This window comes from Nonomuraea sp. NPDC049400 (assembly GCF_044466425.1).
Lineage (GTDB): Bacteria > Actinomycetota > Actinomycetes > Streptosporangiales > Streptosporangiaceae > Nonomuraea.
Genome location: NZ_JBITMP010000099.1, coordinates 1 through 15,822 on the forward strand (window position 1 = coordinate 1; position 15,822 = coordinate 15,822).

The following is a 15,822-nucleotide window of genomic DNA, read 5'->3' on the forward strand; positions in this document are numbered from 1 at the left end:
CTGCGTCAGATCGTTCTCCCCGTCCTCGTTCCATTCGGCGGCGGTGACACCGTGGCGCTGGCCGGCCGCAAGCAGGTCCGCCAGCGGCGCGGTGGTGTCGTTGAGCGCGGACGGGGTCGCGTCGGGTATGCGGACCGTCATGTAGGGATGCGGCTGCTCCAGCCACTCGCCGGTCAGCCGCGCCCCGGTGGTGCGGTCGATGACTGCGAGGCAGGCGGCCCGCCAGTCGTAGTCGGCGCGGTCATCGAGGTCGTCCTCGTCCTCGTCGAGGTCCTCAGGCTCGGGAGCGGCGAAGAAGTCCGTCATGGCCTGCAGCTCGGGCCATCGGGCCAAGCCGGCATGGTGGTCCTGGCGCCCGGGGAAGAGCGCGTCGATCGCCAGGACGTGCTCGCCTCCGGCCGCGAAACTCAGCAGATTGTTGGCGTTGACGTTCCACCAGGCGCTGTAGACACGCGCCCCCTCACTGAGCCGCCGGAGCCCAGCGGGGCTTGCCCCGAGATGGTCCCACTCGAAGAGAACAGTGGTCGAGCCGCACCGGTCGACAAGCACGGGGTAAGCGTCGCGTTCGGCGGTCCGATGGCGTCAAGCGGCGCCGGCTCCTGCAGCCGGTAGGGCGTGTCCCCGGCGAGCCGGGCGGCGATCTGGTCCAGGGTGAGCGCTCGCCCGTCGTCGGGGACCACTGCCGTCCAGCACATGCCCACACCTAGCCACTGCGTGCTGCTCAGCAGTCGCCGGTAGTGCTCACGCAGGCAGGCTATGGCGCCCTGGGCCGGACGGCCGCCTCGGTGGCCACGGAGGCCGAGAGGTCGGTGCCCGATGTGGCGCGGCCGCGGCAACCCCACCGTCGCCGTACTCGACCCGCTCGGCTTCCCGCAGGTCTCTTGGGCCATCCGTCAGAGTGAGGACCGACGACGGTGCGCCTGCTCCAGACCACGGTGGCCACGCTCTTGTAACCGTTTAAACGGGAGGACCCAGACCCTCCGGCGGGTCAAGACGGCGCCCTCGTACGGCGAGAAAGTTTCATCCGGCGAGTTCACAGCTTGACGAGGGAGAACGCATTCCCGACGGTCGCTCGACCAAGCCCAGATGTTGACGTAGTCCCCATGCCATGGTGCCATCCCCTCTTGTAAACGGTTCAACCACAAGGGCTTCTCCCGTGCCACAGGGTCCCACCTCGAGGAACCGTCCATGCCGACGTATCACGATCAACGGCGCGCCGCAGGCAGAGCGGATGCAGCGCCAGCGCGGCGCACGCGGACGACGGTGTCCGGTTGCCTGGCGGGAAGGCCTCTCCACCGGCTCGATGCCGGGACGACAAGCGACCCCGACATCAAGGTCTGCGGGCCGGACCGCAGCTCCACACCGCACCGGAAGGGTCTCACCATGGCGGACAATGAAACCACCGCACCTGCCCCCATCTCGCGGCGTAGCGTGCTTCTCGGCGCGGCCGCCGGAGCCGGCGCCCTCGCGTTGGGCGCCGCTCCCCAAGCGCCGCAGGCAGAGGCCGCGACCTTCGTCAAGGGTGCGGACATCAGCTGGATGCCGCAGATGGAGGCCAACGGCTACTACTGGAACAACAGCGCCGGGCAACGGCAGGACCTGTTCACCATCCTCAAGGGATACGGGATCACCGCGATCAGCCTGCGCACCTGGGTCAACCCGTCCAGCGATCCGGGCAACGGGCACTGCAGCATCGAGGAGACCGCGCAACTGGCGGTGCGGTGCAAGAACGCCGGCCTGCAGGTCCTCCTCGGCTTCCACTTCGGAGACACCTGGAACTCGGTCGGCGTGCAGAACCCACCGGCGGCCTGGGCCACCATGACCTACAGCCAGATGCTCGACGCCATGTACGACTACGTCTACCACTCCTGCAACGTCATCAAGTACTACGGCGTTACCCCGGCATGGGTGAAGATCGGCAACGAGACCAACTCCGGCATCTGCAAACCGACCGGCAGCATCAGCAGACCGGCCCAGATGACCGGCCTGCTGAACGCCGCGTACGACATGTCCAAGCGCGTCTTCCCGAGCACCCCGGTGATGGTGCACCTGGCCCAGCCGCAGAACCTCAGCAGCATCCAGAACTTCCTCAACGCCTACCGGGACAACGGTGGGCGGTGGGACATCACGGGGCTCTCCTCGTACGCGCAGGGCGGCAACGTGCCGACGGTCCTCACCAACATGCGGACCATCCAGTCCGGCTACGGCAAGCCGGTCATGCAGGTCGAGTACGGCGGGCCGGTGGACAAGCCCACCCAGGTGCGCGACTCGCTGCGGGCGTTCATCACCGGGCTGAAGGGCTTCGGCGGCCTCGGCACCTTCTTCTGGGAGCCCGAGGGCTACCCGTCGTTCAACAACTACAACAGCTCAGCCTGGGACCCCAGCACCCGGCGTCCCACCGCCGCCATGGACGGATTCCTCAACGTGTGACCGTGCCGCCTCGGCAGGCCACCGCGCCCCTGCCGCTCGTGCTGCTGCGCGCGGACCGCGACACCGGTTGCTGAGTCATGTGGAGTGAGTGATGAGACCTGCCCTGATCGTTACGCGCGCCCTTCTGATTTCGCTGGTCACGGCGAGCCCCGTCGCGATCGCCGCCGGTTCGGCGGTCGCGAGCAATGCGGCGGCCGGAAACGTCTATTTCGTCGCCCCCAACGGCAGTGACAGCGCGGCGGGGACGCAGGCCGCTCCCTGGGCGTCGATCGCCCATGCGCAGGCCGTCGCCCAGGCGGGTGACACGGTCTATTTCCGGGGCGGCACCTATGCCTATACCCGCGCGAACAGCAGCTGCGCGAGTCAGACGGCCAGGGTCGACGCGATCACCCTGAACAAGAGCGGCAGCTCAGGCAACCCGATCCGCTACTGGGCCTACCCCGGGGAAAAGCCGATCTTCGACTTCTCCCGCATGACGGACAACTGCCGGATCAAAGGATTCGATGTCACCGGCAGCTACCTCCACCTCAAGGGGCTGGAGGTCACCGGCGTGCGGCAGAACAACAACCTGAACGCCGAGTCCTGGGGGATCTGGATTTCCGGCAGCAACAACATCTTCGAGCTGATCAACACGCATCACCACATGGGACCCGGCCTGTTCATCCAGAACGGGGGCGGCAACCTCGTTCTCAACTCTGATTCGCATGACAACTACGACCTGAACAGCTCGGACGGGCCCGGCGAGAACGCCGACGGTTTCGGCGCGCACATCCCGGCCGGCAATCCCGGGAACGTGTTCAGGGGCTGCCGCGCGTGGTGGAACGCCGATGACGGTTTCGACCTGATCAGCGCCTACTCATCCGTCATCATCGAGAACTCCTGGTCATGGCGGAACGGGTACGTGCCGGGGACGACCACGTCGGCCGGCAACGGAGCCGGATTCAAGGCCGGTGGCTACGGCGGCGACTACGACCCCGGCGCCGTCAAGCACATCGTCCGCACCTCGGTGGCATTCGCCAACAAGGCCGCGGGCTTCTACGCCAACCACCACCCGCTGGCCAACGACTTCTTCAACAACACCAGCTATGGAAACCGCCCCGACTTCGACATGCGGGGAGTCGACTCGAGCGGCGCCGCCGTCGGCCGGGGCAATCTGCGCAACAACCTCGCCTACACCGGCACGCTGACGTCGAACATGACCGGCACGAACGCCGCGTACAACTCCTGGAACCTCGGCGTCACGCTGTCGGACGCCCAGTTCCAGAGCGTGTCGACGTCCGGCTGGGACGCGCCCCGCCAGGCCGACGGCAGCCTGCCCGTGCTGCCCCATCTCCGCCTCGCGCCGAACAGCACCCTGATCGACAAAGGCACCAGTGTCGGTCTGCCGTACAACGGGGCAGCACCGGATCTCGGCGCCTTCGAGGCGCCTGGTGGTCAGCGGTACGAGGCGGAGGCCGCGCCGGCGGTGTGTCAGGGCACGATCGACTCCAATCAGGCCGGCTTCTCCGGCACCGGATTCTGCAACGGCAATGCCGCTGTGGGCGCCTACGCCCAGTTCACGGTGAACGCGTCAGCGGCCGGCACCGCGACGCTGGGAATCCGGTTCGCCAACGGCCACACCAGCGGCACCGCACGCCCGGCGAACCTGATCGTCAACGGATCCACGGTGGCGACGGTCTCCTTCGAATCCACCGGCACATGGACGACATGGACCACCAAGGCCCTGACCGCCTCGCTCAACGCCGGCAGCAACACCATCCGGCTGGCTCCGACCACCGCTGCCGGACTCCCCAACGTCGACTACCTCGACATCGGCGCCGCGCCTGCCTGACCTCCAGTTTCCAGATGACTGTCACTCCCGTCCTCCGCAGGACTCACCGAAGCGTGTGCATCCGTGGGGGACGGGAGAGAAGCTCAGACGCGATCGGCATGGGGGTCCATCATCGCGACTTTTGAACATGTTCAGCCAGTCGCGCTAGGCTTGCCCCACTCACCTTTGGGGAGAGCCAGATGAAGATCGTGATACCCGGGGGAACCGGGCAGGTAGGCACCATCCTCAGTCGCGCGCTGACCGCCGCAGGCCATGACGTTGTGATCCTGACCAGGCGGCCGGTGCGCGAGCGCGACGTCCGCTGGGATGCCGAGACACTTGGCCCATGGGCGAAGGAGATCGACGGCAGCGACGTCGTGATCAACCTGGCCGGACGCAGTGTCAACTGTCGCTACACGCCGGACAATCTGCGGGCCATGATGGATTCGCGGGTGCGTTCCGCCCGGGTGGTGGGTGAGGCGGTCGCGGCCGCCGTTCGGCCTCCCCGGGTCTGGTTGCAGATGAGCACCGCCACCGTCTACGCCCACCGCTTCGACGCCCCCAACGACGAGGCGACCGGCGTGCTCGGCGGCACCGAACCGGGCGTGCCAGGCTACTGGGCCTACAGCGTTGAGATCGCGAAAGCGTGGGAGCGGGCGCAGGAGCAAGCCGAGACCCCGCACACGCGCAAGGTCAGCATGCGCGCTGCCATGGTGATGAGCCCCGACCGTGGCGGCGTCTTCGACGCCTTGCTGCGGCTCGCGCGCCTCGGACTTGGCGGCCCGGTCGCCGGCGGCGCGCAGTACGTGTCCTGGATCCATGACCGCGACTTCGTCCGTGCCGTCGAGTTCCTGGTCGACCGGGACGGCCTCGCCGGGCCGGTGAACCTCGCCGCTCCCACTCCGTTACCGCAACGCACGTTCATGCGCGTGCTGCGCGCCGCGTGGGGCGCTCCGGTGGGCCTGCCCGCGACAAAGTGGATGGCCGAGCTCGGCGCGTTCGTGCTGCGCACGGACACCGAACTGCTGTTGAAAAGCCGTCGCGTCGTCCCTGGCCGCCTGCTCGAAGCAGGCTTCGCCTTCGACTATCCACAGTGGCCGGAGGCCGCCGACGACCTCGTGCGACGCCTGCGCGGCGGGCCTGGATCCACCATGTGAGCCTTCCGAGATGCGACGAGCTTGCCCAGCCGGGCAGCCGCATTCCACTCCCGCACCGCCGGACCCGGGATCGCGCCCCATCTGTCGCGTATTGAGCGTTACGACCCTCCCGCGCCGGTCACGGGCGGCCGCACGAGGAGCGGCGCCGCAGCAGCAGTCGGCTGAGCCGGCCTTCGCGGACCCGGCGGGCCATGGCGTCTCCTGCCGGGCAACACGCAGCACCAGGGCTCCCCCCTGCCGGCACGAACGTCCACGAGGCAGTCGATTGATCACCGCCTGTTCGTTTTGCTCGCCCAATGAGCAGGACCAAGTCCCGTCTGACCGAGTTGCCCTCGTGGTTGCTTGGCGGTGCTCAAGACCTCTCTTGCAGGTATCGCTTCCAGGTGATCGTGCCCGTGGGGGTGGAACGGGTGGCGAGGTGGCCACCGTGGAAGGCGGCGCCGAGCTTGCCGGGAAGTTTCACGCGCACGATGGGCCGCCTCTTGCGCCTCGCGTCCAGCCATTGCCGGACGGCCTCATCGAGGGCCAGCACCTCCGGCCCGCCGAAATCCTCCGTCCGGCTCGTGGGGCCCTCCTGGATACGCCGCACGAGCAGGTCCGCCACATCACGCACATCGACCGGCTGCGCCTTGATGCCGGGGTCGGCGATCATCAGCCCGGTACGCGCCGCCAGTCCGAACGCCTGGTCCAGGAATTCGTGGAACTGCGCGGCCCGCACGATCGACCACGGCACCTGGGCCGACTTGACGATCTCCTCTGTGCGCACCTTCGTACCGAAATAGCCCCATGGGATCTGGTCCGCACCGATGATCGAGGTGTAGAGCAGATGCCCGACGTCCGCCGCACGGGCCGCTTCGCAGAGCCGCCGGGTGCCATCCACCTCGACCCGCTCGGTGTACTTGCCCTTGTACGGCGCCGAGGCCAGATGCACCACCACGTCGACCCCGCGCAGCGCCTCGGCCAGGCCCTGACCGGTCGTCAGGTCCGCCACCGTCCAGCGGACCTCGTCCCCGGAGCGAGGGCTGCGGCTCATCCCGCGCACGTCGAACCCGGCCTCGGCCAGCCGCGGCAGCAACGCCTTGCCCAGCCTGCCGGTCGCCCCGGTCACCAGGACCAATCCGCTCACAACAACGCCCCCCAGTCCCTCGTGGACCCGCGTCCAGCGCCATGCCTGACGAAAGCATGACATTCAGACCAGATCGCAAGTCATAGATAGTAGACCCGGGGCCGAATGGACGAATCCGTCAACTGACTGGGTTCCAGACGCGATGTCGGGTGTCCGCGTTCCTCACCGAGGACACCCGAAGCTGCTCGGGCGGATCCGCCCAGGCGGTCGTCGCGGCCGCCCGCTCGTCAACGCCGGTCGCCAGCGGAGTCAGTCGCGGTGCCGGCGGCCAAGTGCGCCATGTCGCCGCTTCCCAGCGCGACCGCGGTGGCCCACAGAGGGAAGTGCGTGGTGTTGCGCAGGCCCCGCGTGGCGCGGGTCGTCGTCATGGGCGGGCCGGGCTGTGTCGGGACCGGTCCCACCGCGGAGCGCGCACAGTGTCACGTGCGGTCGCGTTCGGAGGTGTTCGGGGTGTCGAAACGCGCGGTCATGCTCGCCGTGGTCGGACTCGTGGTGGCAGCTGTGACCGCCATCGCGATCGTGCTGAACCAATCGGCCCCATCAGGGTCGCGCTGCGAGGCAGTGAACGTCAAGGGCGTCAGGGCTTGAGGACGCGGTAGCGCAGGTGGGTCACCGACACGGTTCCTGCGACGGGTTTCCCCTCCTGGATCAGTTCGCCCCGCTCCCCGGCGAACAGCGGCGTGCCCGCCCCCAACAGCACGGGGACGAGGTGGAGCCATACCTCGTCGAGCAGGCCCGCCCTGAGCAACTGCCGGGCGACGTCCGCACCCAGCACCAGGACGTCCTTGTCCCCCGCGGCGTCCTTGGCACGTCGGACTGCGGCCTGCAGCCCGTCGAAGGCGAACGTCCCGCCGTTGTCGCCGAGGAGGTCCTCCCTGGTCCGGTGGGTGACCACGAAGCTCGGGACGCCGGGCCATGGTGTGCCGCCCCACGGGCCCACGCCGAGGTCGAACGTACGCCGTCCGATGACGGCGGCCCCTACCGCCGCGTCCACCTGCCGGCGGATGGCGATGTCGACCCCGCCGTCCGGCCCGCTCCCGGCCATCCACTCGTGCAGCCGTTCGCCGCCGTCCCCCATAGGCTCCTCGTTCCGGACGTTCGGTCCCGCCGTGAACCCGTCCAGGGACACCGACACATCCAGCACTACCTTGCTCATCGCGAGCCGTCCCTTCGCTCCGCCGTCGCCGCCCTCCGGCGCCGTCATGAGAAGGTCGGAGCCGATCCGGCCGTCTCGACACCACGATGGAAAATCAGTGGGAATGACGTGAACGTGGACGCCGGCTTCTCCGATGAGGATGCCGCTGAGGGCGCGTAGCACCGCCGCCCATCCGCGGACGCGGCGCAGGGTCGCGGCGTACGCCTCCGCGGCGCGTGTGACGAGGGCGTGGTCGTGCAGGGTCTCGCCTCGCTTGACCTGTCGAGCCGATACCCGCCAGTCAACGCTGGGCGCGTCGGTCCGCGTCCGGGATCAACCCGGGTTCGGCAAGCGGGTCAAGTGAGGTCATCGCGTGCCTGCTTTCTCGGATCGGAGGTTCGCGCGGTCGAGGGGTGGTCGCCTGTCGGTCGCCCAGACGGCCAGCGCGCAGGCCGCGAACCCGGCCCCGAGGAGACTGGAGCCCGCCCAGCCGTGGGTGGTGAAGACGGCGGTGGTTGCGGCTGCGCCGAGGGCGGAGCCGAGCGAGTAGAAGACCATGTAACTGCCGATGACGCTGCTGGTGCGATCCGGATGCGCGGCGGTGAGCAGGTGCTGGTTGCTCACATGCACGGCCTGGACCGCGAAGTCGAGAACCACGATTCCGACGATGAGGAGCCACAGCGACCACGGCAGTTGCGCGATCGCTGCCCACGAGAGGATGAGCAGGGTGAGCGCGAGACCGGTGACCGGGGCCGCCCGTCCTGCATCCGCCCACCGTCCCGCGCGTGCCGCGCCGAGCGCGCCGGCGAGTCCGGCGACGCCGAACAGCCCGATCTGGCTCTCGCTCAGCTGCCACGGCGTGTCCGCCAGCGGCAGGGACAGTCCGCTCCACAGGGTGCCGAACGATGCGAACAAGAAGAACGCGATGAGCCCGCGCGTCAGGAAGATGCGCTGCCGGAACAGTCCGCCGAGCGAGACGACGGCCCGCCCGTACCCCGCAGGCCGGTTGGGGCGCTCCTCTGACGGCAGTACGACGAGGACGAGGGCCGCGAGCCCGAGTGACAGCACCGCGAGCACGGCATAGACGCTCCGCCAGCCCCACACCTCGGCGAGCGTGCCGGTGACGACCCGCGCGCCCAGGATGCCGACCACAACGCCCGAGGTCACGACACCGATGTTCCGTCCGCGTTCGGCAGGCAACGAGACCGACGCGGCGTAGGCCACCGTGGTCTGCACCACGACCGCGAACACCCCAGCCGCCGCGAGCCCCACGAACGCCACCCATGCGGCTGACGCCGAGGCCGTCAGGATCATGCCCACTGCGGTGAGCGCCAGGTGCACGGCGATGAGCCGGCGCCTGTCGACCACATCGCCAAGCGGCACCAGCAGCACCAGCCCTGCCAGATAGCCGATCTGGCCGGTCGCGACGATCCACCCAGTGAGCTCTGCCGGCACACCGAGATCGCGCCCCATCGGCTCCAGAACCGGTTGCGCGGCATAGATGCTCGCCACCGCGACACCACACACCACCGCGAGCAGCAACCGCCGCCACACGTCCATTACAACTCCAATCAGTAGCAGATTGCAACCAATTTGACCGTAGGGCATGATGGTTTCAATCTGCAACTCATCGGGAGGTGTCATGTCGCGCACCGTCACGCAGGCTCCGGACTCCGGCTGGACCGACCCCGAGTGCCCCGTCGCCCGCACGCTCGACCTCGTCGGCGACAGGTGGAGCCTTCTCGTCATCCGCGACGCGATGGACGGGGCACGATCGTTCACCGAGTTCCAGCGACGGACGGGCATCGCACGCAACATCCTCACCGATCGCCTCCGCAAGCTCATCACTCACGGACTCCTCGCCCAGCGCACCGCACCATCGGGCCGCCGCCAGGAATACGTGCTCACCGACGCCGGCCGTGACCTCTTCCCAGTCATCCTCACCCTGCGACAGTGGGGAGAACGCCACGCCTTCGCCCCCGGCGAGACCCACTCCACCCTTGTCGACCAGCACGGCACCCCTGTGCCGGAAATCGCGCCGACCAGCGCCGACGGCACCCTCCTCGACACCGACACCACCCACGTGCGGAAGACCCGATAGAAGCAGACCCTCGGCGCGCCTTCAGACCTGGCAGACACCCCGCCACCCACGCGCCCGTCAGAGGAGTCGGCCAGCGGAACTCGAGGTCGGCGTCACCGACGTCGAGCGAGAGCATTTCCTCGGCTCTGACTGCCGTCTCATAGAGGAGCCGCCATAGGACCCGTTCCCGCAGCGAGTGTCGGTCGGCGGCGAACAACTTCTCCAGCCGGGCCTGCGGGATGACGCGGTCGCCGCGGCGGGCGGTCTTGCGCCGGGTCAGGCGGCGTGCCGGATCGGTGGCCGGCAGATCCTGCCGCTGGACCCCATGTAGTAACAGCGCGGCCAGGTGCCGGTTCCACGTGGCGGCCACCGCGTCGGCCCACCGGTCCATCACCTCGGCGTAGTCCTCAGGGGTGAGGGAGGCGGTGGCGCGGGTGCCGGCGTGGACGGTCAGATGGGCGAGGATCTCGCCGTACCCGGCCTCTAGGAAAGCTCGGCCGGCAGGTCATGCGGATCGACCCTCGCGACGATCAGGGCCGGGGCGTTGGACGCCTTCGCCGTACCGAGCGCCGTGTCGAAAGCTGCCGCGGTGCTGACCGCCTGAGCGGACTGCAGGCCGAGTCCGTTCGCGAACTTGACGAAGTCCCACCGATTGAGCACCACGTACGGTTTCGGCTGCGCGTTGGGATTGCTGAAATACGTGTCGTCGATGAGGAACTGCTCGAAGGCGTAGATGCCGTTGTCGATGACGACGAAGACCGGGTTGCGCCCGTATCGCACGATCGTGGACAGCGCCTGCGCGGTCATGTGGAAGCCGCCGTCGCCGCAGATGACCAGCGGTCGCCTGCTCGACCCGAACGACGCCCCCACCGCGGCGGCCACCGAATGCCCGATGGAGGCCCACACGGCGCCGCACATGAACGAGTCGCGCCCCTTCACCGGCAGGTTCGCGGCCGAGGAGATGCCGATGAACGTGTCGGGGACCACGAGCCAGGAACTGTCCAGCGCGGCGCCGACGCGCTCGAACACCTGGCGATAGGTCAACGGGCCCGCCGCCGGCGCGGGCGGGGGCGGGTCCACCGCGGCGGGTACGAGCGCCGGCGGCGCCTTTGCGGCTTCGGTGACGAGTGCCGTGACAAGGGCACCGATTTCCGCGTTCTGTTTGGGGCCGCCCTTGATTCTCACCTTGCCGTCATAGGCTGAGACGATGCGGTTGCCGGCGCTCGTCACCAGTCGCGCGAAGCCGCTCGGGAAGACGCAGCCGAGCATCACGAGCAGGTCGGCCTGTTCGACGGCGTTCGCGGCGGCGGGGGTCGAGTTGGGCGGGGCGTACACCCCGACCCAGCCGTTGCCCTGCTCGGCCAGCGCCGACTTCGCGAGCAGCTGGCTCGACCAGCGTATCCCGAGCTTCGCGATCAGCTCGGCGACCTTGTCCGCGAGTCCGTAACGCTGGATCTCGGTGCCGACGAGAATGAGCGGCGACGTCGCGTTGCGGATGAGCCCGACGATCGTCGTCGCGAGTTGCGTCTCGGTGCCTGCCGCGGGATTGCTCACTGACAGCGGCCCGCTCGGCATGGGACAGGCCAGGTTCCAGATATCCCGGTTGATCTCGATGTAGACCGGCCGTTTCTTCTTGACCGCGGTCGCGATCGCGTTGTCCACCAGAGTGGGCACTTCTGAAGCCTGGCCGGCGCGCGCCGCGGTCGCGGTGACGAGCTTGTACGCGGCCAGGTCGGCGTCGGGCTGGCCGGTGGAGTGCGAGAACAGGACGTCGAAGTCCTTCAGGTTGTTGAGGTTGCGGGTGTTCGGACCGCCGTTGATGACGACGACCGGGCTGCGTTCGACGAAGGCTCCGGCGATGGCGTTCAGCATGCTCAGCGTGCCTACGCCGTTGGCCACCGCGACCGCGCCCAGACCCTTCGTCCGCGCGTAGCCGTCCGCCGCGTAACCGGCTTCGAGGTCGCTTGCGGTGACGACCGGCTTGATGTTGTGCGCGCCCACCGCGTCGAACAGCGGCGCGCAGAAGGCCGCCGGCACGCCGAACAGCGTGTCGACCCGCTGCTGGCTCAGCCGTTTCAGAATGTAGTCGGCGACGGTGAAGACCATGGTCATCCCTGCGGTGCGGCTCAGACGGCTCAGACGGTGACGGGCAGCGGCGGGTTGACCAGCCGCGCGTTGCTCGGGTGGTGAATGTGGAAGTCGGGCATCGCCACGGGCACCGCCTGGCCGAACAGCGAGGCCATGTGCCGGACCAGGGTCTTGCACAGGTCCGGCTCGGCCACCTCGCTGTCCGAGCACTCCTCGAACGTGGCGCCGATGACGACGTGATCGGAGCGCGGGAACATGTAGCCGTCCTGGCCGTAGAGATATTTCAGCTCGGGCTGCGCCGGCAACATCGCGAGCTGCCCTTGGATCGGGACCACTTTCTCGTCTTTCCACAGCCTTTTCGCACCCAGCCCGGTGCAATTGACGATGAGCTTTTCCGGCAACGACGTGAGCACCTCTTCCTTGGCCAGGAATTTACGGTGCACGAATGTGACGGCGGCGGCCTTCAGGTCGCGTTCCAGCCGAGGCAGGAAAATGGGTGTCTCGACCAGCAGCGTCGTATATTTGAAGCCCGGCTGGGTGTGCCCTTCGAACGGCAGCCGGTCCAGCGAGACGCGGGCCGGCAGCAGCCCGGGCACGAGTTGCTCCACGAGTTCGAGGCCCGGCGTCCTTCTCCTGCTGAAGTTGGGCACCTCGGAGACGCCGAAGCCCTTGCCGATGCTGTTCTTGAAGGTCGTGTAGGAGGTCTTGATGATGTCCTTGAGCTCGTTGTCCTTGCCTTCGTGCGCGACGACGGACACGGCCCACTGACCACCGGCCTTGAACGACGTGGTCTGCACCGGCCTGCGGTGCGCATAGATCGTGACCTTGAGGCCGAGCTCGCGCAGCCGGGTGGCGGCGGTCAGCCCCATGACGCCGGCCCCGAGCACCGCGACCTCCGTGTCATGCGACGTCGTGATGCGGTGCTGGACGATCTCCTTCACCTTGGCGGCGCAGCCCCAGCTCAGCGTGATGCCGGCGCCACCGTGACCGTAATTGTGCACGATGAACTTGCCGGACGACAGCTCGGTGTCGAGCCGATAGGAACCTTCGCGGTAAGGCCTGACTCCCGCGATGCACGCACACGGCACATCTGGATCAAAAGCAAAATTTGGGGTGGGTAGATTTGGTACGGCATTCGCGCGCTCGGATGGCATCCTGTCAACGCTCCAATTACCTTCTGGAAGGCTGTCCATCCGAGTGTCTACCCCTGATGGTGATGGCGGACTCACCGGAAACCAGGCTTTGACCTGCCGCATGCTGTTTTCGCGAGATCGCTTTGAGCGATATGCCACATACATCACCTGAGGCGTGTCGAAATAAGCGGATAAAAAGGATATCCGCCGCAGATGCTCCTGCCGCGGTCCTGGCGGGACGTCAGCATCAGCTCGAGCGGCTCACCCGGCTCCAGCACCATCACCGTCCGGGTCCGGACGTTCCGAGCGCGCCGTGTCCGCATCCGGACAACAGACAGCGGCAACTTTGCGTGATTGACAGGCGTCCAACTGTCACGACGCTCGCGAAGAACCTGAGGGGGAATCCGAATGGCGAACATCGGACGTCGCGCAGCATTGCGGCTGGCCGCAGGGGCATCGCTTGCCACGCTCGGCGGGTTTGCCGTCACCGCGCAACCCGCCCACGCCGCTCAACACCTGTGGGGCACCTGCACCCGGTGCCGCATCCTCTGGTTCACCGGGAACGGCACCCGGGGCAGCTGCCCGGCGGGCGACGTACACCACTTCCTCGGTATCGACTGGATGGTGAAGACCATCGAAGACGGCGGAGCCGGGCAACCCGGCTGGCGGTGGTGCGGGCGGTGCCAGGCGCTCTGGTTCTTCGGCAACAGCACCTTCGGCGCATGCCCCGCCCCTCGGGATGGGCAGCCAGGCACAGGCCATTGGACGATCGGCGCGAACGCCACCTCGGCGAACTACGTCCTGGAGGACATCACCAACAGAGACCGGCCCGGCGGCTTCTCCGGCTGGCGCTTTTGTGTCAAGTGCAACGGACTCTGGGACGCCGTCAGCAACAGCTTGTACACCGGCAACGTCTGCCCGAGCGACCGCCAGCCGCACAGCCTCTGGGGGAGCGGCAACTACGTCCTGCGCCGCTTCGGCAGCACACGATGATCCCCGCTCGTCAAGCCCACGTCTTCGGCACGATGCCGAGCACGCCGAACGCCGGCGACACGACGATCGGCACGTACGTGGAGAACCGCTTGGCGTCGTCGGCCATCGTCTCCCCTGCGACTGCTGACGACACACCGGGTGCAGCGGGCGGGGCCGGGGAAGCCCCCAAGTGGACGATCAGGGCAGGACGCCCCGGTCCGGCACCCGTCTTGAGATCTTCTTCGGATGGGTAAGTAGCGATTCCAGAATCCACGTTGACGGGAGAACCAGGTTGACGCCTGACGACGCGTTACGCGCATTGGCTGACGGCTTCGACGGCGAGGTGATCCGGCCCGGGGACGCCGGTTACGACTCCTCCCGCCGCGTTTGGAACCAACGGATCGACCGCAGACCCGCTGCCATCGCACGCTGCCGGACCAGGAACGATGCCGTCTCGGCACTGGCGGTCGCCCGTGACACCGGCCTCGAGCTCGCCGTGCGCGGCGGCGGGCACAGCTTCCCCGGCTTCTCGACGACGGAGGGCGGCTTGGTCCTGGACCTGGGCCCGATGAAGCAGATCGTCGTCGACGCAGAGCGGCGGACGGCCGACGTCGGCCCCGGTGTGCGGTGGGGTGAGCTCACCGCGGCTGCCGCGCGGCACGGCCTCGCGCCGGTCGGCGGGCACGTCGCCGACGTGGGCGTCGCCGGGCTGACGCTCGGAGGGGGCAACGGGTGGTTCGCGCGGGTCTTCGGGCTCGCCTGCGACAACCTCGTCGCGGCCGACGTACTGACCGCTTCGGGGAAGGTCGTCCGCGCGAGCGCCGACGAGAATCAAGACCTCTACTGGGGCCTGCGGGGCGGCGGCGGCAATCTCGGGATCGTCCTCGAGTTCACCCTGCGCCTGCACCCGGTCGACCGGCTGCTCGGCGGGATGGTCCTGCACCGGTTGGAGGACGCCGCCGAGGTGCTGCGCTTCCTCGCCGCGTACGGCCAGAGCGCCCCCGACGAGGTCAATGTGGCATCGGCGATCCTCGCCGGTCCGCCGGCGCCGTTCGTTCCTCAGGAACTGCACGGGAAGCCGGTGCTCGCGCTGGCGATGTGTTACGCCGGGCCCCTCGCCGATGGGGAGCGCGAGCTCGCGCCGGTGCGCGGGTTCGGCAGGCCGTTCGCCGACCTGGTCGAACCGACGACGTTCGAGACACTGCAGCACATCTTCGACGCGCAGGGCCGGCCCACGCCCTATCACATGCGCTCTCACCTGGGCGGTGCGATAACCGAGGAGCTCATCGCGGCAATGATCGAGCACGGCGGCAGGCTGAGCTCGCCGGACAACGGTGTACTTCTGCTGCCGATGGGTGGCGCGGTGGCGCGAGTCGCGGCCGACGCCACCGCCTTCCGGCACCGGGAGGCGTCCTACTGCCTGGAGATCGGGGCGGCCTGGGCAGCGGACGACGAGAACCCGCACAGGCACATCGAGTGGGCTGACCGCTTGTGGGCGGAGACACGGTCATGGGCCATCGGGGTGGAGGTCAACCACCTCGCCGACGAGGGTTCTGAGGGGGTCCGCCGGGCCTACGGCGAGAACTACCATCGGCTCGCCCAACTCAAGCGAAGCTGGGATCCCGACAACCTTTTCCGGCTCAACCAGAACGTTCCGCCCGCCACTGCCGACGATCCTGGCCCGCGATAAACGTCCGGTGTATCGGCGGCCGCCTGACGTACGGTCTCGGGGGGCCGCCGAAGCGTTCGCCGCGATGCTGACGCGTCCTGTCCCAGGCGCTCACGGCCGGGACACGCCGTGGTAGTGCGGCAGATCGAGCGGCGGCACCGGGAAGCCGCCGGCCGTCGGCTCTTCGGACAGTTCCTCGAACTCGGCCTCGACCTGAGCCTT

Annotated in this window: 12 protein-coding genes; 6 read left to right on the forward strand and 6 right to left on the reverse strand. The window is 68.3% G+C overall.

Going from position 1 to position 15,822, the window contains the following annotated elements:
* Positions 1-549 (reverse strand): DUF6461 domain-containing protein (locus tag ACIBVN_RS58660; protein ID WP_397151266.1); only part of this gene is annotated, 549 nt, incomplete at its 3' end.
* An 834-nt stretch (positions 550-1,383) separates the two neighbouring features.
* Here ACIBVN_RS58660 and ACIBVN_RS58665 point away from each other — a divergent pair.
* From ACIBVN_RS58665 to ACIBVN_RS58675, 3 genes are all read left to right on the forward strand, one after another.
* Positions 1,384-2,430, forward strand: a complete 1,047-nt coding sequence (locus ACIBVN_RS58665) for a glycosyl hydrolase 53 family protein (protein WP_397151268.1) — start codon at positions 1,384-1,386, stop codon at positions 2,428-2,430.
* Between the two features lie 91 nt (positions 2,431-2,521).
* Complete coding sequence (locus ACIBVN_RS58670) at positions 2,522-4,261, forward strand: CBM35 domain-containing protein (protein WP_397151270.1); 1,740 nt, start codon at positions 2,522-2,524, stop codon at positions 4,259-4,261.
* A 179-nt stretch (positions 4,262-4,440) separates the two neighbouring features.
* Positions 4,441-5,397 carry a TIGR01777 family oxidoreductase gene (locus ACIBVN_RS58675; RefSeq protein WP_397151272.1) on the forward strand — a complete coding sequence of 319 codons (957 nt, stop codon included), beginning with the start codon at positions 4,441-4,443 and terminating at the stop codon, positions 5,395-5,397.
* Positions 5,398-5,749: 352 nt separating this feature from the next.
* On the opposite strand, the gene ACIBVN_RS58680 is transcribed toward ACIBVN_RS58675, so the two are convergent.
* The 3 genes from ACIBVN_RS58680 to ACIBVN_RS58690 all read right to left on the reverse strand — a co-directional run bounded on the left by ACIBVN_RS58680 (position 5,750) and on the right by ACIBVN_RS58690 (position 9,317).
* Positions 5,750-6,523 (reverse strand): SDR family oxidoreductase, encoded by a 774-nt coding sequence (locus ACIBVN_RS58680; RefSeq protein WP_397151274.1) that lies wholly within the window; start codon positions 6,521-6,523, stop codon positions 5,750-5,752.
* A 577-nt stretch (positions 6,524-7,100) separates the two neighbouring features.
* On the reverse strand, positions 7,101-7,679 hold the full coding sequence (locus tag ACIBVN_RS58685; protein WP_397151276.1) for a dihydrofolate reductase family protein: 579 nt from the start codon (positions 7,677-7,679) through the stop codon (positions 7,101-7,103).
* A 345-nt stretch (positions 7,680-8,024) separates the two neighbouring features.
* Positions 8,025-9,317, reverse strand: a complete 1,293-nt coding sequence (locus tag ACIBVN_RS58690) for an MFS transporter (RefSeq protein ID WP_397151278.1) — start codon at positions 9,315-9,317, stop codon at positions 8,025-8,027.
* Between ACIBVN_RS58690 and ACIBVN_RS58695 the strand changes: the two genes are divergently transcribed.
* Positions 9,301-9,759: a winged helix-turn-helix transcriptional regulator gene (locus ACIBVN_RS58695; protein ID WP_397151280.1), complete on the forward strand. Its 459-nt coding sequence runs from the start codon at positions 9,301-9,303 to the stop codon at positions 9,757-9,759. The genes ACIBVN_RS58690 and ACIBVN_RS58695 overlap by 17 nt on opposite strands.
* A gap of 462 nt (positions 9,760-10,221) precedes the next feature.
* Here the strand turns inward: ACIBVN_RS58695 and ACIBVN_RS58700 are convergent, their stop codons facing one another.
* Both ACIBVN_RS58700 and ACIBVN_RS58705 read right to left on the reverse strand, forming a co-directional pair.
* On the reverse strand, positions 10,222-11,844 hold the full coding sequence (locus tag ACIBVN_RS58700; RefSeq protein ID WP_397151282.1) for a thiamine pyrophosphate-binding protein: 1,623 nt from the start codon (positions 11,842-11,844) through the stop codon (positions 10,222-10,224).
* A 29-nt stretch (positions 11,845-11,873) separates the two neighbouring features.
* A complete protein-coding gene (locus ACIBVN_RS58705) occupies positions 11,874-13,082 on the reverse strand; it encodes an FAD-dependent oxidoreductase (RefSeq protein WP_397151284.1) in 1,209 nt (402 codons plus the stop codon).
* Positions 13,083-13,367: 285 nt separating this feature from the next.
* Here ACIBVN_RS58705 and ACIBVN_RS58710 point away from each other — a divergent pair, with 285 nt between their 5' ends.
* Together ACIBVN_RS58710 and ACIBVN_RS58715 are read left to right on the forward strand one after the other, a co-directional pair.
* A complete protein-coding gene (locus tag ACIBVN_RS58710; protein ID WP_397151286.1) occupies positions 13,368-13,952 on the forward strand; it encodes a hypothetical protein in 585 nt (194 codons plus the stop codon).
* Between the two features lie 271 nt (positions 13,953-14,223).
* Positions 14,224-15,621, forward strand: a complete 1,398-nt coding sequence (locus ACIBVN_RS58715; protein ID WP_397151288.1) for an FAD-binding oxidoreductase — start codon at positions 14,224-14,226, stop codon at positions 15,619-15,621.
* The last annotated feature ends 201 nt before the right edge of the window (positions 15,622-15,822 follow it).

What these genes read in the sequence shown, in the direction of transcription:
- ACIBVN_RS58665 (WP_397151268.1), top strand. Translation starts at nt 1,384, where the DNA reads ATGGCGGACAATGAAACCACCGCACCTGCCCCCATCTCGCGGCGTAGC.
- ACIBVN_RS58670 (WP_397151270.1), top strand. Translation starts at nt 2,522, where the DNA reads ATGAGACCTGCCCTGATCGTTACGCGCGCCCTTCTGATTTCGCTGGTC.
- ACIBVN_RS58675 (WP_397151272.1), top strand. Translation starts at nt 4,441, where the DNA reads ATGAAGATCGTGATACCCGGGGGAACCGGGCAGGTAGGCACCATCCTC.
- ACIBVN_RS58685 (WP_397151276.1), bottom strand. Translation starts at nt 7,679, where the DNA reads ATGAGCAAGGTAGTGCTGGATGTGTCGGTGTCCCTGGACGGGTTCACG.
- ACIBVN_RS58695 (WP_397151280.1), top strand. Translation starts at nt 9,301, where the DNA reads ATGTCGCGCACCGTCACGCAGGCTCCGGACTCCGGCTGGACCGACCCC.
- ACIBVN_RS58700 (WP_397151282.1), bottom strand. Translation starts at nt 11,844, where the DNA reads ATGGTCTTCACCGTCGCCGACTACATTCTGAAACGGCTGAGCCAGCAG.
- ACIBVN_RS58705 (WP_397151284.1), bottom strand. Translation starts at nt 13,082, where the DNA reads ATGCGGCAGGTCAAAGCCTGGTTTCCGGTGAGTCCGCCATCACCATCA.
- ACIBVN_RS58710 (WP_397151286.1), top strand. Translation starts at nt 13,368, where the DNA reads ATGGCGAACATCGGACGTCGCGCAGCATTGCGGCTGGCCGCAGGGGCA.